15 protein-coding genes and 5 pseudogenes are annotated in these 22,983 nt (G+C 63.3%); 11 read left to right on the top strand and 9 right to left on the bottom strand.

Translation table 11 applies throughout. The features are described 5' to 3' along the window. Positions 1-43: 43 nt before the first annotated feature. Positions 44-1,057: a LysR family transcriptional regulator gene (locus tag P5W99_RS33635; RefSeq protein WP_434666624.1), complete on the top strand. Its 1,014-nt coding sequence runs from the start codon at positions 44-46 to the stop codon at positions 1,055-1,057. Between the two features lie 143 nt (positions 1,058-1,200). Next, complete coding sequence (locus P5W99_RS33630; protein WP_434665623.1) at positions 1,201-2,244, top strand: asparaginase; 1,044 nt, start codon at positions 1,201-1,203, stop codon at positions 2,242-2,244. A gap of 13 nt (positions 2,245-2,257) precedes the next feature. Here P5W99_RS33630 and P5W99_RS33625 read toward each other — a convergent pair whose 3' ends face one another. Next, positions 2,258-3,133: a LysR family transcriptional regulator gene (locus tag P5W99_RS33625; RefSeq protein WP_434665620.1), complete on the bottom strand. Its 876-nt coding sequence runs from the start codon at positions 3,131-3,133 to the stop codon at positions 2,258-2,260. Positions 3,134-3,255: 122 nt separating this feature from the next. Here P5W99_RS33625 and P5W99_RS33620 point away from each other — a divergent pair, with 122 nt between their 5' ends. From P5W99_RS33620 to P5W99_RS33585, 8 genes and pseudogenes are all read left to right on the top strand, one after another. Continuing rightward, positions 3,256-4,107 (top strand): transporter substrate-binding domain-containing protein, encoded by an 852-nt coding sequence (locus tag P5W99_RS33620; protein ID WP_434665617.1) that lies wholly within the window; start codon positions 3,256-3,258, stop codon positions 4,105-4,107. Between the two features lie 11 nt (positions 4,108-4,118). Then, positions 4,119-4,799: an amino acid ABC transporter permease gene (locus P5W99_RS33615; protein ID WP_434665614.1), complete on the top strand. Its 681-nt coding sequence runs from the start codon at positions 4,119-4,121 to the stop codon at positions 4,797-4,799. After that, positions 4,789-5,451, top strand: coding sequence for an amino acid ABC transporter permease (locus P5W99_RS33610; RefSeq protein ID WP_434665611.1), 663 nt, complete (start codon positions 4,789-4,791; stop codon positions 5,449-5,451). The genes P5W99_RS33615 and P5W99_RS33610 overlap by 11 nt, the downstream gene beginning before the upstream one ends. A 29-nt stretch (positions 5,452-5,480) precedes the next feature. Continuing rightward, positions 5,481-6,440, top strand: a complete 960-nt coding sequence (locus P5W99_RS33605; RefSeq protein ID WP_434665608.1) for an agmatinase — start codon at positions 5,481-5,483, stop codon at positions 6,438-6,440. 71 nt (positions 6,441-6,511) lie between these two features. After that, complete coding sequence (locus P5W99_RS33600; protein ID WP_434665606.1) at positions 6,512-7,240, top strand: amino acid ABC transporter ATP-binding protein; 729 nt, start codon at positions 6,512-6,514, stop codon at positions 7,238-7,240. A gap of 521 nt (positions 7,241-7,761) precedes the next feature. Next, a pseudogene (locus tag P5W99_RS33595) lies at positions 7,762-8,481 on the top strand (IS6 family transposase). Positions 8,482-8,537: 56 nt separating this feature from the next. Next, positions 8,538-8,759: pseudogene (locus tag P5W99_RS33590) on the top strand (IS6 family transposase); the annotation flags it as partial. Between the two features lie 112 nt (positions 8,760-8,871). After that, a pseudogene (locus P5W99_RS33585) lies at positions 8,872-9,072 on the top strand (methyl-accepting chemotaxis protein); the annotation flags it as partial. Between the two features lie 298 nt (positions 9,073-9,370). On the opposite strand, the gene P5W99_RS33580 reads toward P5W99_RS33585, so the two are convergent. Then, complete coding sequence (locus tag P5W99_RS33580; protein WP_434665603.1) at positions 9,371-11,890, bottom strand: EAL domain-containing protein; 2,520 nt, start codon at positions 11,888-11,890, stop codon at positions 9,371-9,373. Positions 11,891-13,118: 1,228 nt separating this feature from the next. Here P5W99_RS33580 and P5W99_RS33575 point away from each other — a divergent pair. Then, positions 13,119-13,645 (top strand): annotated as a pseudogene (locus P5W99_RS33575) (ISNCY family transposase); the annotation flags it as partial. A gap of 261 nt (positions 13,646-13,906) precedes the next feature. On the opposite strand, the pseudogene P5W99_RS33570 reads toward P5W99_RS33575, so the two are convergent. The 7 genes and pseudogenes from P5W99_RS33570 to P5W99_RS33540 form a co-directional block, all read right to left on the bottom strand. Then, positions 13,907-14,670 (bottom strand): annotated as a pseudogene (locus P5W99_RS33570) (aldo/keto reductase). Positions 14,671-14,702: 32 nt separating this feature from the next. After that, entirely contained in the window at positions 14,703-16,532 is a 1,830-nt protein-coding gene (locus P5W99_RS33565) for an FAD-binding protein (protein WP_434665600.1), read from the bottom strand. A 147-nt stretch (positions 16,533-16,679) separates the two neighbouring features. Next, positions 16,680-17,897, bottom strand: coding sequence for a porin (locus P5W99_RS33560; RefSeq protein WP_434665597.1), 1,218 nt, complete (start codon positions 17,895-17,897; stop codon positions 16,680-16,682). A gap of 76 nt (positions 17,898-17,973) precedes the next feature. Further along, positions 17,974-18,714 carry an SDR family oxidoreductase gene (locus P5W99_RS33555; RefSeq protein WP_434665594.1) on the bottom strand — a complete coding sequence of 247 codons (741 nt, stop codon included), beginning with the start codon at positions 18,712-18,714 and terminating at the stop codon, positions 17,974-17,976. Further along, positions 18,711-19,562: a shikimate dehydrogenase family protein gene (locus P5W99_RS33550; RefSeq protein WP_434665591.1), complete on the bottom strand. Its 852-nt coding sequence runs from the start codon at positions 19,560-19,562 to the stop codon at positions 18,711-18,713. Before P5W99_RS33550 ends, P5W99_RS33555 begins: the two co-directional genes overlap by 4 nt. Further along, a complete protein-coding gene (locus tag P5W99_RS33545; protein ID WP_434665588.1) occupies positions 19,559-22,117 on the bottom strand; it encodes a branched-chain amino acid ABC transporter ATP-binding protein/permease in 2,559 nt (852 codons plus the stop codon). Before P5W99_RS33545 ends, P5W99_RS33550 begins: the two co-directional genes overlap by 4 nt. Further along, a complete protein-coding gene (locus P5W99_RS33540; RefSeq protein WP_434665586.1) occupies positions 22,114-22,983 on the bottom strand; it encodes a branched-chain amino acid ABC transporter permease in 870 nt (289 codons plus the stop codon). Before P5W99_RS33540 ends, P5W99_RS33545 begins: the two co-directional genes overlap by 4 nt.

Genomic DNA, 22,983 nt, shown 5'->3' with positions numbered 1-22,983 from the left:
AAACACGGTATTGGCATACGCTCGCATCGACTTTGGCGGCACGATGCGTCGTGCTGGGAAAATCGTAGCGATTGCCTCTGCGAAAAGCGCTTCACATTTTTTTAATTCGATTACCATGGGTTATCGCCCTCCAGGAGAAACACTCGTGCGGCTTCAACACCTCCACCTGCTGCTGGCCATCGCGCAGACCGGTAGCCTGCGCGCCGCGGCACAGGTGCTCAACGTCACGCAGCCTGCGCTGACCAAGGCGCTGCGGCAACTGGAGGAAGAGTTCGGTACCGCGCTCGTGCTGCGCACGCCCAAGGGGGTGCGTCTGACGTCGCCTGGCGAGATGTTGGCCGCCCGTGCCAGCAACGCGGTGCGTGAGATCGAGCGCGGCCGCGAGGAGGTCGCCTGGCATTTGCGGCATGCGCAGGCGCAGGTGACGATCGGCGTTTCCCCGGTAGCCGCCATTCTGCTTGCGCCGGGGGCGCTTGCCCGATTCAGTATCCGCTGGCCCCAGGTCAACCTGCGAGTGCGCGACACGCTTTATCCGCGTGCGCTGGAGCAGGTGCGGACCGGCGAACTGGATTTGGCGCTCGGGCCGCTGCCGACCGACGGCGCGGGGCGCGATCTGCTGGCTCAGCCGCTGTTTGAGAGCCGCATAGTCATTGCCGCGCGACGTGGACATCCATTTGCAGGCGTGAAAACGCTCGCGGGTCTTGCAAACGCCGACTGGGTGCTGACCGGCCCCGCAGGCGGCCCCGGCGATCCACGGGACCTGTATATCGAGGCGCAGGTCGAACTGACACCGAAGATCCGGCTAGAATGCGAGTCGTTCGCCACACTGCTGGCACTGATGCCGCGCATGGACGTGGCGGGAATCATGCCGAGAGGTTTTTTCGATCGCTACGGGAGCGCGATGGATCTCATCGAACTGCCGATTGCGGATGCGCTTCCGCGCAGCACCATTCATGCCCTGTACCGCGCCGACATGCCACTGACCGTGCCGGCGCAGCGTCTGCTCGAGTCGTTCGTGTCCGAGGCTGTAATACGGCATGGCGCTGCCGTCAGTTAGGCGCGTTCGGCCGAGGTCCTGGACTGGATGCTGCGGAAGCGAGTCCTCAGCGGCAATCGGGTGTCGATGTTGCGCCGGCATGGCTATCTCAATCGTCCCGTCGATTCGACAATATTTGGAAACGGCACAGGTAACTGAATCCTATGAATACAACCCGAGTGACCCCATCAGACCATGGCCAGGAGACTATCGAGAGCACCTGCACCGGACCACGCATTGTTCTTTTCGGGACAGGCGGAACCATTGCTTCATCAGGTGCGAGCGCAACCCAGTTGCACGATTACCGGGTAACGGCGACTCTCGAAGAGGTCATGGCGAGCGTGCCGCACATGCATGCGTTGGGTTCGTTGACCGGGGAGCAGGTCTTTAACGTTCCGAGTCACGACATCGACAATGGCATGCTCTTGCAGTTGGCGCAGCGCGTGGCACAGGCACTAAACGACCCCGACGTAGACGGCATCGTGTTAACTCATGGTACCGATACTCTGGAAGAGACCGCCTATTTTCTCGACCTGGTGACGAACTCGGAGAAACCCGTCGTCGTCGTTGGCGCGATGCGCCCCGCTCAAGCCTTGAGTGCCGACGGTCCGCTCAATCTTTACAACGCGGTGAAGGTGGCGGCGTCGCCGCAGGCGCGAGGCAAGGGGGTGCTCGTGGTGCTCGACGACCGCATCGTTGCCGCGCGCTACGCGTCCAAGCGGCATACCAGCGCGACGGACGCATTTCGGCCCCACGAGCACGGTTTGCTTGGCGAGATCACTGGCGGGATAGTCAGATTCTTCTATTCCCTCGTGCCCCGCCATGTCGAAGGAATGGCGTTTGCCCTGGATAAAATGGCAATGCTGCCACAGGTGGATGTGATTTTCGATCACATCGGCGCTGGTGAGCATCTGTATGACGCCTCGATTGCATCCGGAGCAAAAGGCATTGTGCTGGCCGCCACCGGAAACGGCAGTTTGTCCGTGTCCGCGCGCGCGGGCGCCAGAAAGGCGCAGCACAACGGCGTGCTGATGGTCCGCTCGACGCGCACCGGCAGCGGCACGGTCCTGCCTCTGGCCGACGATGCGGACTTTCACACCATCTGCGCAAATGGGCTGAATCCTCAAAAAGCGCGGCTGCTATTGATGCTCGTGCTCACGAAAACTGCTGATTTCCAGATCGCACAACGCTATTTCGATTGCTGGTGAAGCAAGGCTGGTGTCAGCCTGAATGCAGATCAGCGAGAATTTCCAGAAAGAGTTCGGCATTGCGCGAGATGGGTCGCGAGGCTTCGGTGATCGCGCATAACCCGTTGCGATAGGCCGGGCTTCCCTTGACGACGCTCAGCGGGTAATGCTCGCCGACCTTATCCGCGTAGTGCTCCGGCAGCAGGCCGGCGTAGTCGCCAGAGGTCAACAACAGCGCGATGGCTTCCAGTCCTGCGGCGATCGGACCCTTCGTGAATCCGGGCTTTTCGAGCAGGTCGTCTACGAACGGATGCTCGCGATAGATCAGGGGCAGGGGTGTTCCCGCCTTGCAGCGCGCAGCGTCGGCACGCACATAGACGCGGTGTGTTTCGACGAAAAGGGGCAGATAGTCGAAAGTCCGTTCCTTCCTGTAACTGCCTCTAATCACGATTTCCACACGCCGCTCCCGCAATGCCTGGTTGAGCTGGGCGAACGACATGACCTGCACTTCAGGGCGTACGGCGGGCGCGCGACGTCTGAGCTCGGCGATCGCTTCTGGAACCCTGCAGGCTTTTGCCGTCACGATGTGCTCCGTGATGCCGATGGCAAGCGTGCCCGAAAGAAGACCGCCCACGGCATCGATTTCGGGCTTGATCCGATCGAGTGCCCGCAGCGCAGAAGACGCCACTTCCAGCGCAACGCGCCCGGCACGCGTCAACTCGAACCCTCGCGGTCCGCGTTCGCACAGGCGCGTATTCAGCTTCTCCTCCACTTCCCGGATGTGCCGGCTGATCGAGGCCTTGGAGAGGTTGAGCTCCTTTTCGGCTGCGGCGAATCCGTGCGCCTGCGCGACGGCACAAAAGATACGGAGGGAACGGAGGTTGCGTTCGTCGAACTCAGTCTTGCTCATGTTTCGAAGGTTCTGAAGGTTTTGTTTTTCAAAACCATATCGTCAAAAAAATCGTTTTTCAACATTATTTTCGCGGCATAGATTACGCGGCATGCAATGACGATCCCACCCACGAGGACAACATGAGCCCCTACCTGCGTCGAACCCTATTGAAGAGTGCTGTCGCGATGCTGATAACAGCTTGCATGGGCGGCACGGCCTTCGCCGAAGGCGGATCGCTCGCCGATATCCGCGCGCGCGGCCAGCTAACCGTAGGCACGGAGGCAGCCTACGAACCCTATGAGTTCGTTCAGAACGGTGCCATCGTCGGGTACGGCCATGACATCCTCGAATACATGGCGAAGAAGCTGGGCGTGAAGCTTAACCAGCTCAATCTACCGTTCCAGGGGCTGCTGCCCGGGCTGCTCACGCGACGCTTCGATTTCGTGGCGACCAGCGTGGGCATTACGCCGGAACGCGCGAAGCGCTTCTCGTTCACGGAGCCAATCGGCGTCGTGCATTCGCTGTTCGTCGTCAAGAAGAGCAATCATTCGATCAATACTCCAGACGACCTGGTTGGCAAGACCGTCGGCACGCAGATGGGCTCAATGGCGCAGCCGCTGGCGAAAGAGTTCGAGCAGGGGCTCAAGAAGAAGACGGGTAAGGGCTACGCAGACCTCAAATTGCTGCAGAGCTATCCCGATGTCGAAACGGCGCTGGACAACGGTTCGATCGACGTGGGCGTGATTCCGTCGAACGTGCTCGCCGTGCAGATGCGCAAGGAGCCCGATGCCTTTCGGGTGATTGGCGAGGCGGGCCAGCCCAAGCTGCTGGCCTGGGTCGTGAATCCCGAGGACAAGGAACTGCTGAAGTTCATCAACAGCAGCCTCGACGACATGCGCGCGAACGGGACGCTCGCCCAGTTGCAGAAAAAGTGGTTCGGCGAGACGCTCGACCTGCCGACTTCGAACTATCTGCCTCCGGGCGCGCTGTAAAGAGAACGGCCATGATCAACTGGTTGACTGCGCATGGCGCGCTCGCGCCTTTCTATCATGGGCTGCTCAAGGGGGTTGCCATCACGGTGGTGGCGAGCGGCGTTGCGTTCATTGTCGGTCTCGGGTTGGGCGTGCTGCTGCTTGCGCTGCGCATCGGCGGAGGGCGGCCGGCAAGGTCCGCTGTGATGCTCTACGTGAGTGCCATTCGCGGAACGCCGATGCTGATCCAGTTGCTTATCGCCTATTACGTGGTGCCTTCGCTCATCGGCGTGACGCTTGCACCCATCACGGCGGGCATTCTGGCGCTTTCGCTCAATACGGCGGCCTATATCAGCGAGATTCTGAGAGCGGCGCTCAGCACCATCGCGTGGGGTCAGCGTGCGGCTGGCTACGCCCTCGGCATGCGCGCGTCGCAGATATGGCGGCACATTCTGCTTCCCCAGGTGTTCTACCGCGCGGTGCCACCGCTCACAAGCGAGTTCACGGTCTTGCTCAAGGCGTCGTCGCTGCTTTCGATCATTGCCGTGACGGATCTCGCGACCGTGGCGCGCAACGCCACGCTGCAGAGCGATTTGCCGCTGCAGGTATTCAGTGCGACCGCCGCCGTGTATTTCATGATCCTTCTTGGCGTTTCGTCTCTTTCGAGGATGTTCGAACGTCGCATTGCGAGAGTGTTGCCCCATGCACATTGACTTCGACATCGTCGTTTCCGGGATTCCGGTCCTGCTTCACGGATTGAAGATCACGGCGCTGGTGAGCGCCATCGGCATTCCGCTGGGTGGTGTGGTCGGAACGATCGTTGCCTACATGGCGGACGCGCGGCGTTGGTGGCTGCGCACGCCGGCACTCGCGTATATCGATTTGGTACGCAACATTCCGTTCCTCATCATCGTCTATCTCGGCTACTTCGGCTTGCCGAAACTGGGTGTGCAGGCGTCAACCATGATGGTTGCCGTCGGCACCATGGCCTTTTATACGGGCGGCTACTTCTGCGAAATCCTGAGAGCGGCATTTCATAGCGTTCCGCGCGGTCAGGTGCGGGCTGCACAGTCGCTCGGCATGCGGCCGTGGCAGGTGCAGCGCTTCGTGGTCGTGCCGCAAATATTTGGATTCGTCACGCCACCGGCCACGAGTCTCGTGATCATGATGTTCAAGGACACCGCTATTTTCTCGGTGATGAGTCTTCCCGAGCTGACGTATCAAAGCAACCTGCTGACCGCCGACACCTTTGCGTACGTGGAGGTACTCGGGACGACAGCGATTTTTTATTGGGCATGTAGTGTCCTCCTGGATGTCTGCGGTAGTGCAATCGAATTGCGTGCACAACGCTGGAGCCATCGCTAGGACACAAAGCTTGCAAAGACGGAGATTGTATGGAACATCTCACTATCGCCCCGCCTACGGGACACAAGACCCTTTTGTATTCCGAACTTGTGACGGATCTGGAAAATCTGAAAGCGGACATCGCAATCCTTGGCATGCCGTTCGGATCGGCGTACAGCGCGAAGTCGTTCACCAATGACCAGACGAATGCGCCGCAAGCCATTCGCGCGGTCACAGACCGGATCGTTCGCGCACCTGATCACTATGATTTCGATATCGATGGCCCGATGCTTCAAGGGCGAGACGATATCCGTTTCGTCGATTGCGGCAACATCATGCCGGATCTGGCCAAGCCCGGCGACCACTATCGTCGCTGCGAGGCGGCCGTGCGCAAGATCCTGACAGCTGGCGCGCTGCCCATCGTGCTCGGCGGCGACCATGGCATTACGACGCCGGTGCTGCGGGCATACGACAGCAAAACGCCGGTGACGCTCGTGCATATCGACGCCCATCTCGACTGGCGCGACGAAGTGAACGGCGTGCGGGATGGCCTGTCGAGCCCGATCCGCCGCGCTTCGGAAATGGATCATGTAGACCGTATCTTCCAGATTGGCTTGCGTGCGCAAGGAAGCGCGCGGCCCGAGGAGTTTGCGGCGGCGAAGGCGTACGGCGCGCAAATCGTCACCGCATACGAATTGCACGACGTAGGCATGGACGCTGTGCTCGCACAGATTCCCGATGGTGGCAACTATTACCTGACGATCGACGCGGACGGGCTCGATCCGACCATCATGCCGGCGGTGGATGGACCGGCGCCCGGCGGCGTGAACTTCGTTCAGGCGCGCAAGCTGATTCACGGCCTGGTCAGGAAGGGCCGCGTGGTCGGCATGGATATCGTCGAGATTCAACCGTCCAAGGACAACGCTAGCCAGGTGACTTGCGTGACCGCGGGCCGGCTGATCCTCAACCTCATTGGCGCGACGATCCGCGCGGGGTATTTCGACAAATGAGTGACATGATTGAGCGGGACTGCGCGCCGGCACGCGCTGAACAACCGTCGAAGGCTGTAGCGGGCGAGACGATGATCGAGATTCGCGACGTCAACAAATGGTACGGCGCTCATCAGGTGTTGACGTCCTGCTCAGTCACGATCGGACGCGGCGAGGTCGTGGTGGTATGCGGACCGTCGGGGTCAGGCAAGTCGACGCTGATCAAGACCGTCAACGGCCTCGAGCCGATCCAGTCGGGCGACATCGTGGTCGACGGAATTTCTGTGACGGCGTCCAAGACCAATCTTTCGCAGCTGCGCTCGCGTGTCGGGATGGTCTTTCAGCATTTCGAGCTGTTTCCGCACCTGACGATCACGGAGAATCTCGTCCTCGCACAGACGCGAGTGCTGAAGCGTCGCCGTGACGAGTCTGTTGCGAAAGGGCTCGCCCTTCTGGATCGCGTGGGATTGCGCGCACACGCCGACAAATATCCGGGAATGCTCTCCGGCGGTCAGCAGCAGCGCGTTGCCATTGCGCGCGCCCTGTGCATGGACCCGGTCGTCATGCTGTTCGACGAGCCGACGTCCGCACTTGACCCGGAGATGATCAACGAGGTGCTCGACGTGATGACCGAGCTTGCCGCAGAGGGCATGACGATGATGGTCGTGACGCACGAAATGGGTTTCGCGAAGCGTGTTGCCGATCGCATCGTGTTCATGGAGACCGGTTCCGTGATCGATGATTGTCCAGTGGATCGCTTCTTCAGCGGCGCCGCCTCCGAGAGATCGAAATCGTTTCTTTCCAGGATCCTTGGGCATTGAGTTCGAATGATATTCCACGGCTGGGAGGCTGGCGAGTCATTGCGGTGTGACGGCGCATGTTGTGTACTGGATTTCCCTTGCGCGTGGGGCGCGTTTGGGATGATGCCTGGCGACCAGCGTCTCGAAGCAGCAGCGATGTCAGCGAGTAGCGCCATGTAGTGGGTTCGGCTGCTGTCTGCAAACGGCCGTCTGGCGGTGATGCTCGTCTTTGCCTGACGCACCTGCAATGTCGCGCAGGCGGCCAGCATCCGAAGGGAGGACGTGCGTCTTCGACTACCAGAAGCATAGTCCCGTGCCCAATCATTGGGATAATTTACCCTCGCGTTGATTGCAAGGCATGGTGAGCGTCGCGGCGTGGAAAAGTACCGGAGGCGGAAGCCCGGTGCGCTGGGCGCGGTGGTGGAATAGTGAAGAGTGGCACTCTAGACATATGAGAATTGCAGTACTCGATAACGGTTGTGGTGCAAATAGCGACCTACGAATCGGTTAGAGTGGCGGGCTGAGCAATTTTAGGGCTCGGTATGAGCAAACTGAAGAATCTGGACGGGCTGTTCGCTGGCCGTCACTTTGACCGCGACGTGATCATTCTTTGTGTGCGATGATATCTGCGCTACAAACTCAGCCTGCGCGATCTCGTCGAGATGATGGCTGAGCGAGGGTTGTCGCTTGCCCACACGACGATCCTGCGCTGGGTGCGGCGCTATACGCCTGAGTTCGTCAAGCGCTGGAACCACTTCGCCATGTCTGCGGGGCGGTCCTGGCGGGTTGACGAGACGTATCTCAAGATCCGGGGCAAATGGGTTTATCTATATCGGGCGGTGGATCGGAGCGGCCAGACGGTAGACTTCATGCTCAGGGCAAAGCGCGATGTGGCTGCAGCGAAGGCCTTTTTCAGCAAGGCAATCAAGCATCAGGGCCGACCACCGGAGACGGACACGCTTGATGGGTATGCCGCGTCGCATCGAGCCGTGCGTGAGATGAAAATTGATGGCCTGCTTCCCGAGGGCACGAAGGAGCGCTCTTCGAAGTACCTCAACAACCTGATCGAGCAGGACCATCGCCACATCAAGTCCAGAACGAACGTGATGCTCGGGTTCAAACGTTTCAGAACTGCCGCGACCACGATATCAGGCATCGAGTTGATGCATCGCATTCGCAAGGGGCAGTTCGACCTATCCGCTCTCGCGCTTGAGGACATCACTGCTTCCTCTGTCTGGAGCGCTGTCCTTTTCAATCGATAAGGTATCCATATTTGTAAGAGACATCGCGGACTCGCCATCTATTTGCACCAGATCCCGTGAAAGCCGCTGCAGGCGTGACCAATCGCGCCGAGAACAGCCATCAACCGACCCGCAGGCGCGCAAGACACATGTGCGGCTTTCGCGATGCACGTCTCACCCAGGTGTTTCTCTCATGCTTTGGCCCGATACGGCAGCACTTCGCCGTGCCCAGAAATCAGATGAACGCAGCATATCATTGCGTCGTACTCAAGAAACGGCTCACCATCTGGCATGGTTAAGCCGTCCGTTTTGAATTCGAGTATTTTGTCTGATCGGGATAACTATGTTTGTTCAGATACATATCCTGTACTTGCGAAGTTGACAAAGCCCCTCGCAGAGGAACTGGCCGGCCATTCGCGGCGCATTTCGGAAATCACCGGGACCATCGACAGCATTGCGTTCCAGACCTACTCGCCTTGAACGCGGCGGTGGAAGCAGCGCGAGCGGGGCAGAACGGCTGCGGCTTCGCGGTGGTGGCCCGCTAGGTGCGCAACCTGGCGAAGCGGTCCGAGGCGGCGGCCGCCGAGATCAAGTCGCTGATCGAAAGCTCGCTCGAAATGATGACCGTGAGCGCGCAGGCCGCCGCGGGCGCGGGCGCTAACATGAGCCGGGGCGAGCAGTCGGTCGCCGAACTCGCGTGCGCCGTCACGCAGATCGCCGAGGCACGCGGCAGCCAGAGCGTCGAGATGGCCGAATCCCAGATCGCCGTCGAGCTGCTTGCACGGATCACGCAAATGAATGCAACACTCGTCGAGGAGTCGGCCGTGCTCAATCCCGCCAGGCTCAGACACTGGAGGATGCCGTCTCCGTGCTGATGGGATGAGCGCTTCGGGCAACAGTCAGGCCGCGCTCAGGGATGGGCGAAAGAGGCGGCGTACCCGCGTGCCAGGTACGCGCTCAGCAATTCCGCCGGCTGTGGGCGTGCAAGGAGATAGCCCTGCGCCTGGTGGCAGCCCGCCTCGCGCAGGAAGTCCAGTTGCTCGGGCGTCTCCACGCCTTCCATGACCACGTCGAGACCTAGCGCGCGGCCCATCGCCACGGCCGCGCGTATGATCGCGCGGTCTGACTTGTGGGCGTCGCGCTCGGCCAGAAACGAGCGGTCGATCTTTAATGTATCGACAGGCAGGTCCCTCAGATAGGCGAGGGACGAGTATCCCGTGCCGAAGTCGTCGATGGCGAGGCTGACTCTGCGCGCGACCAGTTCCTGCAGCAGCGAGACGATTTCTTCGCGCGTGTTCATTGCCATGCTTTCAAGCAGTTCGAGCTGGAGCCGTTCCGCCGGCAGCGCGGTCTCACTAAGGATCGTGCTCAGATCGCTCAGCAACGTGTCGGTGACACACTGCCGTGCCGAGAGGTTGACCGCGATGCGACCAAACTCGAAGCCGGCATCGAGCCAGGCGCGCGCCTGCCGGCAGGCTTCGCGCAGCACCCAGCGGCCGAGCGGCACGATCAGGGAGGATTGCTCGGCCACGGAGATGAATTCGCCTGGCGACACGATGCCGCGCTGCGGATGACGCCAGCGCAGCAAGGCCTCGATGCCGACGATGCGGCTCGTCGCGAGATCGTACTGAGGCTGGTAAAACAGACAGAATTCACCTTGTTCCAGCGCGCGATGCAGTTCGCCCAACAGCTCAAGCTGCGCCAATGCCGACGATGTCATCCCGTCTTCGAAAAACTGAAATGCGTTGCGACCCCGGCGCTTCGCGCCATACATCGCCTGGTCGGCGCGCATCATCAGCTGTGCGGCCAGGGTGCCGTCGTCCGGATAGATGCTGATGCCGATGCTCGGCGTCGTGAAGATCTCGCGGCCATCCACGTGGATCGCCTCACCCACGGAGTCGAGCAGCGAGCGCGCGAGACGGCCCACGTCGCGGATGTCGTTGAGCTCCTCCAGCAACAGTGCGAACTCGTCGCCGCCCAGCCGCGCGACGGTGTCGCTTGCGCGCAGCCGCTCGCGCAGCCGCGCGGCCACTACCTTGAGCACTTCGTCACCGGTGTTGTGGCCCAGCGTGTCGTTGATCAGCTTGAATCGGTCGAGGTCCAGATACAGGACGGCGAACTTGCGGCCACCGCGTTGCGCGTGGATGGTTGCCCGTTCGAGCCGTTCTTCGAACAGCACGCGATTCGGGAGGGCGGTCAGCACGTCATGCGTCGCGAGGTAGCGCAGACGTTCCTCGGTCTGGCGGCGCTGGGTGATATCGGAAAAGATGCCGGCGTAGTGCGAGATGTCGCCGTCGTTGTCGCGAATGCTCGTGATGGTCAGATATTCGAGGTATAGCTCGCCGCTCTTGCGGCGGTTCCATATTTCCCCCTGCCAATGACCCTGGGTCTTGAGGGCGCGCCACAGGTCCTGGTAGAAAACGGCGTTCTGGTGGCCCGAATTCAACATGCTCGGATTGCGCCCGACGACCTCCTTTTCGGTGTAACCGGTGAGGCGCGTGAACGCCTGGTTTACGCGCTCGATTTTCGCCTCGCGGTTCGTGACCATGATGCCTTCCAGCGCCGACTCGAACACGCGATCGGCCATGCGCAGGCTGAACCGTGCGCGGCCAAGCGCCTCATCGCGCTCGCGCAACGCGCTTTGCAGTTCACTCACGTACTCGTCTTCGATGTTCTGCAGGATGTCCGCGAAACTCAAAAGGCCGGTGAGAAAGCCGCTGGCGTCACGCACGCCGACATGGCGGATATGCTGGCGCACCATGTGGTGCTGCGCGGCGTACAGGCTCTGGGTGGCGGGAAGCGTTTGCAGCGGGCGGCTTGCGTGATCGCCGACGGCGCCGCTCAGGGCGTCGTTGGCAATCAGCCGGACCACGTCGCGCTCGGTCAGGATGCCATGCTCGCCGCAGCCGTATTCCACGACGATTGCATCGAGCCGGCGCGCCCGCATAAGGGCGATTGCCTCGCGCAACGGTCGATACGCCGCCACGACGACGAGCGGCTGCACGTGGATCGCCTCGATCGGCTTCAGGCGCAGGAAGAACTCGGCGCCCTGGTTGACGACCACGTCGGTCTGCGTCAGAACGCCGATGCATTTGCCGTCGCGGACCACGCCAAAATGGCGGATGCCCGACTGCTTGAAGCGGACGGCCGCTTTGCCGAGCGACGTGCGGGCATCCAGCGTAAGCAGCGGCGCGCTCATGACGGCGCGGATCGGACGGTCGAGTTCTTCGGTGTCGCCGCTCAAGGCTAGCGCGTCCTGTTCGGTCCAGATGCCGATGGCCTCGTCGCCTTCCATCACGACGACACAGCTGCAGCGTTCGGCAAAAATGCGCCGCGTGACCTCGCGTACCGTGGTGGAGGGGAGGCACGTCAGCATGGGGCGCGTGATCAGACGGGAGATGGGGATGGCGTAGCTGCTCGTATGAATCATGCTCGAACCCGAAGCGGTGGACCTTCACACTTGCGCGCACGCCCCCGGCGCGGGTGGCCAGGGTCGATACGCGGTCAGTCGTGACGGCTTAGCGGACGGTACGGCCTCGAGCTTGAGTGTCAAAACGTCGCATGGCGCGACCTGGCTCAACGCGACGGGTCGGGCTCCATCGGCAGTAAAAGGATCGGCGGCGCTCTTTCGGCTCGACAGCCGTCCGTCCGACTGGCTGCGGGCAAGCAGGCCCATCCGGACATCGCGAAGCTTGTCACTGGCGCGGGGCACTCGCCTATGCGGATGCCGCTCGTGCAGACGGCAGACGGGTGGATTAGCGAATAAGGGTGCTGTCTTCAGCACTCGAGCGCGGCAGTATGCCCGCCTACGCCTTATTCACGCGTGGGACATTCCCCACTGCTCAAGACTTCTCGCGATGTTTGAGAATTCTCTTGCTGGTTGAGAGCTCAAGATAGGTCAGATTTCCTAAGATCCTGGGTTCGGGAGACCTCAGACACTCGACCTGTCGGAAGGCGAGGTGACCTGGCTTCATGAGAGCGACGGGAAACGGTGGTCTGTCTCGAAGGCCCGGGCTATTTCGGGCTCGCGCGCGAGGAGCCCGTCTGGGTGCCCGACGGCGCTCCCCGCGCTGCCCCGCGTCTATGCGTTTTAGATAAAAAGAAACCGCAGAGAGAGGGCCTCCTGCGGTTCATGGAAACACACGTCGCGGCAGGGATTGCATGCCACCGCAACGAGTTTAGGTTTTTGTAGGAAGAATGCAAGGTCGGAAAGCTCTGGCGTGCGTCGTCAATAGCCTGACAAGGATGTCCACACTTCGCGACTGACCCTGCCTCGATTTCGCGTACAGCAGGAATTTTGTTAATTTCCTGTTTGTACGGGGGATACCGACGGTCGAGGACCGCCTGTTACAGAGGGCGGTGGCGCGCATTCTCGAAGCTATATTCGAAGCGGACTTCTGCGATTTCAGCTATGGTACCTGTCCAGCCGGGAATGGTTCGAACTGCCCTCCGGGCGCTTGCTGCACCCGATGATCTGACAAGCATGACAAGGCGAATGCAATCTGTGGGAGCCCACTGCGGGAAATCTGCACGGTGGGTTCTGTGCGGGGGGACGAGTTCAAGAGGCCAGGCCGGCTCGGTGAGGGCACTGGCGCGAAAGCGCCAGCAACAGCGAGGCTCCGCAAAGGCTACCGCTTCAAGGCTCGTCTCTACCTACCGAGTCGAGGATTGTGACGAAGGCGCTGACGGTGCAGTACGACCGGGTCATGTACCTGCTCGACGATACGCCGGAGACCCGCAAGCTTATTCGCCGGTATGTCGAGGTCTGGGAGTACCCAGACGGGCGTATCGAGTTGCGGGCCGAGGGCCGCGTGCTGCCGTACCGCGAGTATGACCGGCTCACCGAGGTGGATCAGGGCGCGCCATCGTTGAACACAAACGGCTGAGTCACGTGCTTCAGGTCTCGCAGGTGATTCAGGCTCAACGCGATAACGAGCGGATTGGTAAAGCCCCTTCCCGAACGCACCGCGGGGAGTCGAGCCGAACAGAGCGCAAGCAAAGCCATGCGCGCAAGAAGAAGCAACGCGAATTTACACAGGCCGACATTGAGCAAGTGATCGTCGATCTAGCCCGGCAAAAGCAGTCTCTACAGGACCATCCCGAACCAGGTCATCGGTCTGCAAGGGGCGGCGCGACGGACGTGAGCGCCCTGCCTGTTCATGACCCGATCTTCGACACGGCGTGAGCTGCAACCCGTGAAAGACCAACCCTAAACCCTGCAAAAGCGGACATTTGAACTTGGCCGGGAAGCGGACATTTGAAATGGCTTTGACATTGATCTGTAGTTCTATGTTTTGGATCGAAGCAGTGCCGACGTCACGAGGCGATCTGACATCGGGCCGATCGCGCTCGTGAAAGCGGGGTCGTTAGCACCGAGGAACCTACAGAACTCTACAAACAGGAGCGGCGCCACCACACCCGCGGCGGGCGCCCCCGCGTTTCGGCCTTAAGGTTCATCCCACTTCGGTGCGAAAGCCGGACTGACAAGGCGCATATTTTTCGGCAACCGTGCGATAAGCGCGCGATCTTCGTCGTCCAGCTGCAGGTCGCAGGATTCCAGATTCGAGAGCTGATTCGCCCTGCCGCTTGCCTTGGGCACCGCGGCCACATTCTCCTGGTCGAGCAACCACTTCAATGCGACCTGCGTGGACGACGCGCCGTGTTTTGCGGCGATTCGACGGAGTTCCGGCATCTCCGTACCTTGTTACGGGCAAGCGGGCTGTAAGCGATGAGCGTCATGTCATGCTGTCGGGCGAAGTTCAGGAGTTTCGCCTGGCTGAGCGCCACGTGATATTCCACCTGCATGGCGGCCAGGGGCGCCTGCAGCCCTTCCACAACTTCGCGCAATAGCACAAGCGGAAAGTTGGCGACGCCGATCGCGCGTGCGCGTCCTGTTTCCTTGAATGAAACGAGCGTCTCGATCGTCCGCTCGAGATCCCAGTCCTGCGCGGGCCAATGAATCAGGAACAGGTCTACGTAATCCGAACGCAATGAGCGCAACGTGTTCTCGAACGATGCCTGCATACGCTCTGGACTGAGCTGATCCCGCCACACCTTGCTGGTCACGTGAATCTGTTCGCGCGGCACGTGCGATTGCGCTATGGCCTTGCCAACCGCCTCTTCGTTGCTGTACGCGGCGGCCGTATCGATATGCCGATAGCCGAGGTCGAGCGCCTGCTCGACCGGGCGCGTGCATTCGTCGCCAAGCATAAGCCAGGTGCCCAGGCCGAGCGCGGGCATGCTCAGTTGATGGCGACTGACGATGCGTTGCATGAATCTTTTCTCCGTTTCAGGCCCACGCTTTGGCCTTGCGCACGGCTTGTGCCGCGTTCGCGGCAGCGCTGGGCGACGAACTTCGCGATGCGCCAGCCAAACACGATGGCCGGGCCGAGCGTCGTGCCGGGGCCCGGGTACGTGCCGCGGAAGATCGAAGCGAGATCGTTGCCGCATGCAAAGAGGCCTGGAATGACGTTGCCGCCGTGATCGAGCACTTCGCCATTCGCGGTGCCGCTCAGGCCGGCGCTGCAGGCGAGATCGGCGGGCCAGACGGTCACAGCGTAATACGGTCCCGCCCCGATTGGCCGGATGCAGGGATTGGGCTGCTGCCGCGCGTCGCCATTGAAGCGGCTCATCGGGCTGCTGCCGCGCTCGAATGCGGGGTCCTTGCCATCGACTGCGGCGCGGTTGTAGGTCTCGACCGTGCGCGCGAGGCCGGCTGCATCGACCTGAAGCTTCGCGGCCAGTTCGGCCAGCGTATTGCCCTTCACGAGATAGCCCGAGCGCTCGAACGCGGCGATGCGTCCCGCGCTGCGCGCAGGCATCAGCAGCCCGAGGCCATACTCGCGGATGAACGCCGCGTCGACGATCAGGTGAGCGGGCACGCTAGGCCCGTCGCCGCCTTGCGCATCGCGCAGCATGCCCATCACGAAGTCGTGGTACGAGTTCGATTCGTTGACGAAACGCTCACCCCGGCTGTTCACCGCAATGAGGCCGGGCTTCGCGCGGTCGAGGATAATGTGCGGCCAGACGCTGTCTTCGCTTGAGTCGCCGCCCGGCGCGCGGCGGATCGAGCAGGGCATCCAGAGGCCGGGGCTGTCGCCGCCGTTCTCGACATTCGCGCCGAGTTGCCGGGCGCGGTCCACGCCGTCGCCCGTGTGCGTTTCCGGCGCAAGCGAAAGGCCGCGTGCACCGGTGGGAAAGAACCGGTTGCGCAGCGTTGGGTGGCGCGTGATCCCGCCCGTTGCCAGCACCACGCCGCGGCGCGCGCCAATGCGGCGGTGGCCGCCGCCAGGCGTCGCGACGATCGCGCCCGTCACGCGGCCGCTTTCGCGTACCAGCTCGACGAGGGGCGTGTCGAATCGCACCTCCACGCCGCGCTTGCGCAGGCTGTAAAAGAGCCGCGCGGCGAGCGCGTTGCCCATCACGAGCTGCGTGCCGCGCGGGTAGCGCAGCCGGTCCATCGCATAGCGGCCCACTACAGCGATCGTGCGCCTGAAATTGGCAAACGACGCAAATGGCGCGAGCAGCATGTTCAGATCGTTGCGCGCGACCATCATGCCGCCTAGCCCCATGAACTCCTTGCGCGGCGGCCGCACGCGCGCGAAGTCCTTGCCGAGCGCGCGCGCGTCGAATGGCGCCGGTGCGAGCGCGCGTCCGCCATAGGCCGCGCCGGGTCCGTTCACGTAGTCGGGGTGGGCGGTGGCGGCGACGAACTTGACTTCGCTGATGCGCGCCAGTTCGTCGATGGCCAGCGGGCCGCTTTGCAGAAAGGCCTCGCGTGCTGCGTCGCCGCCGCGTGCGCCAACAACCGACTGCAGGAAGCGGCGCGCATCGTCGACGCTGTCGGGCACGCCTGCCTCCACGCTGAGCTTCGTGCCGGGCACCCATGTGGTGCCGCCCGAGGTGGACGTAATGCCGCCCACCATGCCGGTCTTCTCACAGAGCAGCACGGTCATTTTCTCGTGATCGGCCACGAGCGCGGCGGTCATGCCCGCCGCGCCCGCGCCGAAGATCAGCAGATCGACTTCCTCGTCCCAGCCTTGCTGGCCGGGCTGTCCTGTGCTCGAACCCATGTCCGCGCCTCCTCCATTGTGGTTCGCCGCGCGCCCGGCTGGGCGCGGAAGGCGAACATTGTCCTTGATGATTGTGGAATGTTATTCCAGTTAAATGAAAAGTGGAATGGTATTCAATAAAATGAAGGTGGTGCCGGATTGGGGCCGTTAGAACCGGTGCACGATCCCTACGCCAACGGCCACCTGATTGCGCGTGGAAGACGGTGTCGAATTGAACCCGTCGCCGAGCGTGGCCGTTGCGTCGATGATCCGGCCGTTGCCGGCGGTGCCGAGCGTCGAGCCGTTGGCGTGCTGGTATGCCTCCAGCATGTACAAGCCCGTACGCACCGACAATGCGTAGTACTGCGACAGATTGAATTGCTGGTATTGCGCCGCGTTCGTGATGCCGTTAGCCGTCGTGGCGCGCGTGTAGCTGTAGCCCGCGCCGAAATCCCATGCCGCGGCCGGCTTCCAGTGCAGCACGAGGCCGCCCGTGTTGAAGATCGCGGTGTCGGTGAACTTCGAGCCTGTGCCGGGAATGTACTGCACGTTCGAGTAGGTCGCCGAGACATCCCATGCGCTGTTGAACCGGTAGCTCGCGCCCACTGCGAAGCGCTGCTGCGCCTGCGCGGTCTGGTAACCGTTGGTGAGCGCGGAAACGCCGGCCTGCGCGCCGTTGTTCGAGGTCGTGGAGTCGGCGCCGAACGCGCCGCCGCCAGGCGTCGAGTTGTTGATGCGCGAAAAACCCACACCCATGCCGACCGGGCCGTTCAGGTACTGCACCGCCACCGCCCACGTCGATCCCGCGTTGAAACTGCCCGGCACGCCGCCGAGCGAATACGAGCCGCCAAAAGAGAAGCCGTGAAATTTCGGCGAGAGGTACTGGATGGTGTTGTTGGCGCGATAGATGGTATCGAAGCCGTCGATGTCGCCGGGATGCGCGCCGTAGAAGCCGGTAAGCGAGTTGGTCGGGCTGAAGGGGGAGAGCAACTGGTAATACGAGGCGTACTGGCGACCGAAGGTCAGCGAGCCGTACTCGGGGTTGGTGACGCCGACCCACGATTGCCGTCCGAACATCGCATTGGTGTATTGCTGCGCGCCCGTGGCCGAATTGATGCCCGATTCGAGCGTGAAGATGGCTTTCGTGCCGCCGCCAAGGTCTTCGGAGCCCTTCAGGCCGAAGCGGCTGCCCGCCCACACGCTATTCACCATCTTCACCGCCGAATGGCCGCCGGTGGTGGAGCCGAGAGTGGTCTGGTTGTTGGTCCAGCCAATGCCGGTGTCGACCACGCCGTAGAGCGTCACGCTCGACTGCGCGAAGGCGGGGGAAAGGACGAGCAGGGCGGCGCCTGCCGCAACGGTTTTGAGTCCGGTGCTGCGATTCATCGGTTGTCTCCTGTTTGTTGTAGTGAGAGAGAAAGGGGACGGCGGTGCGGTGCGCCGCCGTTATGCGAGAAGCGAATCAGTAAGTCGCGCGGCCTCCGGAGAGGTCGAAGGTCGCACCGCTCGAAAAGGAGCATTGGTCGGAGGAGAGCCAGGCGACGAGATTCGCCGCTTCGCCCACGGTGCCTGCGCGCCGCATCGGAATTCTGTCGAGGCTTGCCACGAGCGCTTCGGCCGTCATCTGCTGAAGCAGGGGTGTCTCGATCACGGCGGGCGCGACGCAGTTCACGCGGATGGGTGTGAGCGCAAGCTCCTTGCCCATGGATTTGGTGAACGCAATGACCCCCGCCTTGGCGGCCGAGTACGCGGACATTTGCGGATTGCCTTCCTTGCCCGCAATCGACGCCAGGTTCACGATGCGACCGAACCCCGCTTCGCGCATCGGCGGCACGGCTGCGCGCGAGCACAGGAACACGCTGCGCAGATTCACGTCGATGCAGCGTTGCCACGCAGTCAGGTCGCAGTCGCTCACGTTCGCGACCGGCCCGGTCGCGCCCGCGCTGTTCACGAGCACATGGAGTGCGCCGAAGCGCGCGAGCGTGGCCTGCATGGCGGCCGCGACCGAGGATTCGTCGGTAACGTCCACGCGCACGCCTATGGCCGTGCCTTCGGGCAGCGCGGCGGCGGCTTGCGAGGCGGCGTCGCCGTCCAGATCCCAGAGCGCCACACGGTGGCCGTCGCGCTGCAGCCGTGCCCCGATAGCACGGCCGATGCCGCCCGCGCCGCCGGTCACGACCGCGATCCGCGAGTCCGCATTCATGCCTGCGAATCCAGAAGAAACTCGACCATGCGGTCGCACACGCGCGCGAACATTTGCGTGCCGGTCACCGTCTTGCAGCCGCGGGCGCGAGCGGCTTCGATGAACGGCGTGAGCGGCGGCTTCGTCACGACATCGCCGACGAAAGTGCCCGCAGGCAGGCGAGATACGTCGATGGGCAGCGGGTCTTCGGGGCGCATGCCCATGGGCGAGGCGTTCACGACCACCTCGTACGATTCGGCCGCCACGTCGGCAGCGGCGACGCGCACCGCGCCACGCCCGAGCGCCGCGAGCCGTTCGACGAGCGCACCGGCGCGCGCGCTGTCGTTGTCGCGCACGTCGAGCGAGGCAACGCCCGCATTCACGAGTGCCTGCGCGATGGCCGAGCCTGCGCCGCCCGCGCCCACGAGCAGCGCGCGCTTGCCGCTCGGGTCGCAGCCTTCGTCGGCGAGCGCGGCGACGAAGCCGATGCCGTCGAACATGCCGCCGTGCCAGCCGCCGTCCGCTGTGCGCCGCAACGTATTCGCCGCGCCGAGAAACGCGGCTTCTTCGGAAAGGCTCGTGCAGAACCCCGCCGCGCTGAACTTGTGCGGTACGGTGATGATGACGCCGTCGACGTTGCGCATCGGCGCGACGCCCGCGAAGAACGCGGCGAGGTCGGCGGGCGCGACGTGCGCGGGTACGACGAGCGCGTCGCGGCCCGCTTCGCGCAGCGCGGCCGTCACACCTTTCGGCGAGCGCACCTGCGCGATCGGATCGCCGGCGATGAAGTAGACACGCGTGGCGCCGCTCAGGCCTTCGTCAAGCGAAGCGGGCGTGGCCTGCGCGGCCTGGATGGTGGGGAAAGTCATGCTGTTTTCATCTCCTGGGTTGTGCCGGCATCGTCGTGCATGATGCCGAGCAGTCTTGCCTGCGTGAGCGCGTCGGCTTCGAGCGCGCTCGCGCTGCTTTCGTAAGCGATGCGGCCGTTGACCAGCACGTAGGCGCGGTCGGCGATCGGCAGCACCATGTCGGCCTGGTGCTCGACGATCACGACGCTCGCGCGCTCGCGCAGCTTCACCACGGCGTCGAGCACTTCCTGCACGACGGCGGGCGCGAGTCCTTCGAAAGGTTCGTCGAGCAGGATCGCCTTCGCGGGCGCCATGAGCGCGCGCGCGATCGCCACCATCTGCCGCTCGCCGCCGGAAAGGTGCTCGGCGCGCGCGTCGCGGCGCGTGGCGAGGCGCGGGAACAGCGCGTACATCTCCTCGACACTCGCGCCGCCCTTGCGCGCGGCGAGCCGCAGGTTCTCGCTTACCGTGAGGTTGGGGAAAAGCCGGCGGCCCTCGGGCACCATCGCGAGGCCGAGCCTGTTGATCTCGTGCGCCGGGCGGCCGGTGACGTCGTGCCCGTCGAAGATGATGCGGCCCGCCGTGACCTGGGCAACGCCGGTCGCGGCGCGCAGCGTCGTCGTCTTGCCCACGCCGTTGCGGCCGAGTATCGCGACCACTTCGCCTTCATTGAGCGTGAGATCGACGCCGTCGAGGATCGTGTTGCCCGCGTAGCCCGCCTTCACGCCTTCGAGGCGCAGCAGGGGGCGCGGCGATGTTGCGCTCGCGGCGGGTTGCGTTTCGCCGCCACGCGCGGCAAGCCGTGCATCGACGGGCCGCTCGCCCTTGGCGTGGCCCATGTAGGCTTCGATCACTTCGGGGTGCTTTGCAACGTCGGCGGGCGAGCCATCGGCGATCAGGCGGCCGCGATGCAGCACGCTCACGCGGTCCGAGATGGTAAGTACGCGGTCGATGTCGTGCTCGATGAGCAGCACCGCGTGATGATTCGCCAGCTCCCGGATGATGGCCGCGACGCGCGCGCGATCCGCTTCGGCGAGGCCCGCGAGCGGTTCGTCGAGCAAGAGCAGCCGCGCCTCGGTCGCGAGCGAGAGCGCGATTTCCAGCAGGCGCTGCTCGCCGTGCGAGAGGCTGTCGCAGTCGTGCGCCGCGCGATCGGCGAGGCCGACGGCTGCGAGCAGCGACCAGGTCCGCGCGTTCTGCTTGCCGAGCGTATGCGCGTCGCGCCAGAGGCCGAGGCGTTCGCGCTGTGCGGCCTGAACGGCCACGCGTACATTCTCGAACACGGTGAGATTGCGGAACACGCTGAGGATCTGGAACGAGCGGCTCATGCCAAGGCGCACGCGGCGGAACATCGCGAGCTTCGTCACGTCCTGGCCGTCGAAGGAGATCGTGCCCGCGCTCGGCCAGAGCACGCCGGTGAGCATGTTGAAGAACGTGGTCTTGCCCGCGCCGTTCGGGCCGATGAAACTGTGCAACCGGTACGGATACACATCGAGGTCGATCTGTTCGGCGGTCACGAGCGAGCCGAAGCGCTTCGAGAGGCCGCGCACGCTCAGCACCGGCTTCGCGGGGTCGGCGTCCACGCGGCTCGCGCGGTACGGCGCGATGATCTCGGGGCGCGAGGGAATGGTGTTGCGCACCAGCGTCCAGCCGGGCCGGCGCAGCATGCGCTGAACGAGACCCTGGATCCCCTCGGGCGAGAAGAATGCGAACGCGATGATGATCGGCGCGAAGATCAGCCACCAGTGCTCGGTGAGACCGCTGAGCTTGTCCTCCAGGAGGATGAACGCAATCGAGCCCCACAGCGGCCCGAGGAACTGATGCACGCCGCCCAGCACGGTCATCAGCAGGCTGTCACCCGCGTGTTCCCAGCTCAGGTTGTTGGCGTATGCGCCTTGCAGCATCAGGCAGAGCAGGCCGCCCGCGTAGCCGATCACCGCCGCCGAGAGCACGAATGCCTGGAGCTTGAGGCGGTAGGTGTCGTAGCCGAGGCTGGCGGCGCGCTGCTCGTTGTCGCGCAGCGCCTGCAGGGCACGCCCGAACGGCGCGTGCACGAGACGCCAGAGCGCCCACGCCACGGCGATCACGGTGACGCAGGCGAACATGTGGAACGCCGTCGACGTCGCGAAGGTGGGGCGCGGCACGTTCTGCAGGCCATTCTCGCCGCCCGTCACGTCGGTCCACTTGAAGGCGATTTCGAAGGCGATTTGCGAGCACGCCAGCGTCAGCAGCGAGAAGTAGAGCCCGCGGCGGCGCAGCACCAGCGCGCCGATCAGCGCAGCCATCAGCGCCGTGATGACGACGCTCGCGGCAAGCGCGAGCATTTCGTTGCCGATGAAGCGCAGCAGTGACACCGCAACGAGATAGGTCGAGGTGCCGAAGAACACCGAAGCGCCGAACGGCACGAGCCCCGTATAGGCGACGAGCAGGTTCACGCCCATGCCGTAGAGCGTGTAGATGGCGATTTGCGTTGCGCGCTCGAGCGGCGTGCCGCTTGCGGTGAGCGCGAGCGAGACGACGATCAGGCCGAGGGTCAGCACCGCGATGGGGTGCCGGGTCAGATTGCCGAGTTTCATTCGAAGCGCTCCCAGCATTCACCGAAAAGCCCGCGAGGGCGCACGAGCAGGACGAGGGACATCAGCACGTACATCGCGACCGAAGAGCCCTCGGGGAAGAACTGCACGGCCAGCGCCGTGACGACGCCCACCAGCAACCCGGCGACCACCGCGCCCGCAAACGAGCCGAGGCCGCCGATAGTCACGATCACGAAGGCCGGCATGACCGCGGCGGTCGCCATGCCTGGCGTGACTGTGACGAGCGGCGCGGCGAGCAGACCGGCAGCGCCTGCGAGCAACGCGCCAAGCGCGAATGCGCCAGTGAGCACGCGCGGCAGATTGATGCCGAGTAGTCCTACCATTTCCGGATCCCGGCTTCCCGCGCGCAGAATGCGGCCATAAGGCGTGTACTTCATGAAACCCCACAGCGCGACGAGAATCGCCGCCGTCGCAGCCAGCACGAAAAAACGGTACTTCGTGATGAGCAGCGGCCCGTACACGAGAAAACCGCCGAGCGCTTCGGGCGGGCTGAATGGCAGGCCGCCTGCGCCCCAGATGAGCCGCGTGAGCGCCGTGATGAGCAGCGAGAGCGCGAACGTCACGATGAGGCTAAGGAGCGGCTCCTTGCCGTATAGCCGGCGGATAAAGACGACCTCGATCAGCACACCCACAGCCGCCACGAGCACCGGCGCGAGCACGACGGCGCCCCAGCCGAACTGCGTGGAAAGCGCGATGGCGAAGTAGGCGCCGAGCGCGAACAGCGCGCCGTGCGCAAAATTAACGATACCGAGCAGCCCGCAAATGATCGACAGACCAATCGCGAGCAGCACGTAGAGAAATCCCAGCACCAGTCCATTGGCTACCTGGGACAAGACGATTTCTGCCAT

This window comes from Paraburkholderia sp. A3BS-1L (assembly GCF_051125215.1).
Taxonomy (GTDB): domain Bacteria; phylum Pseudomonadota; class Gammaproteobacteria; order Burkholderiales; family Burkholderiaceae; genus Paraburkholderia.
The sequence above is the reverse complement of the archived record's forward strand: the minus strand, read 5'-3'. Positions and strand labels throughout refer to the sequence as shown.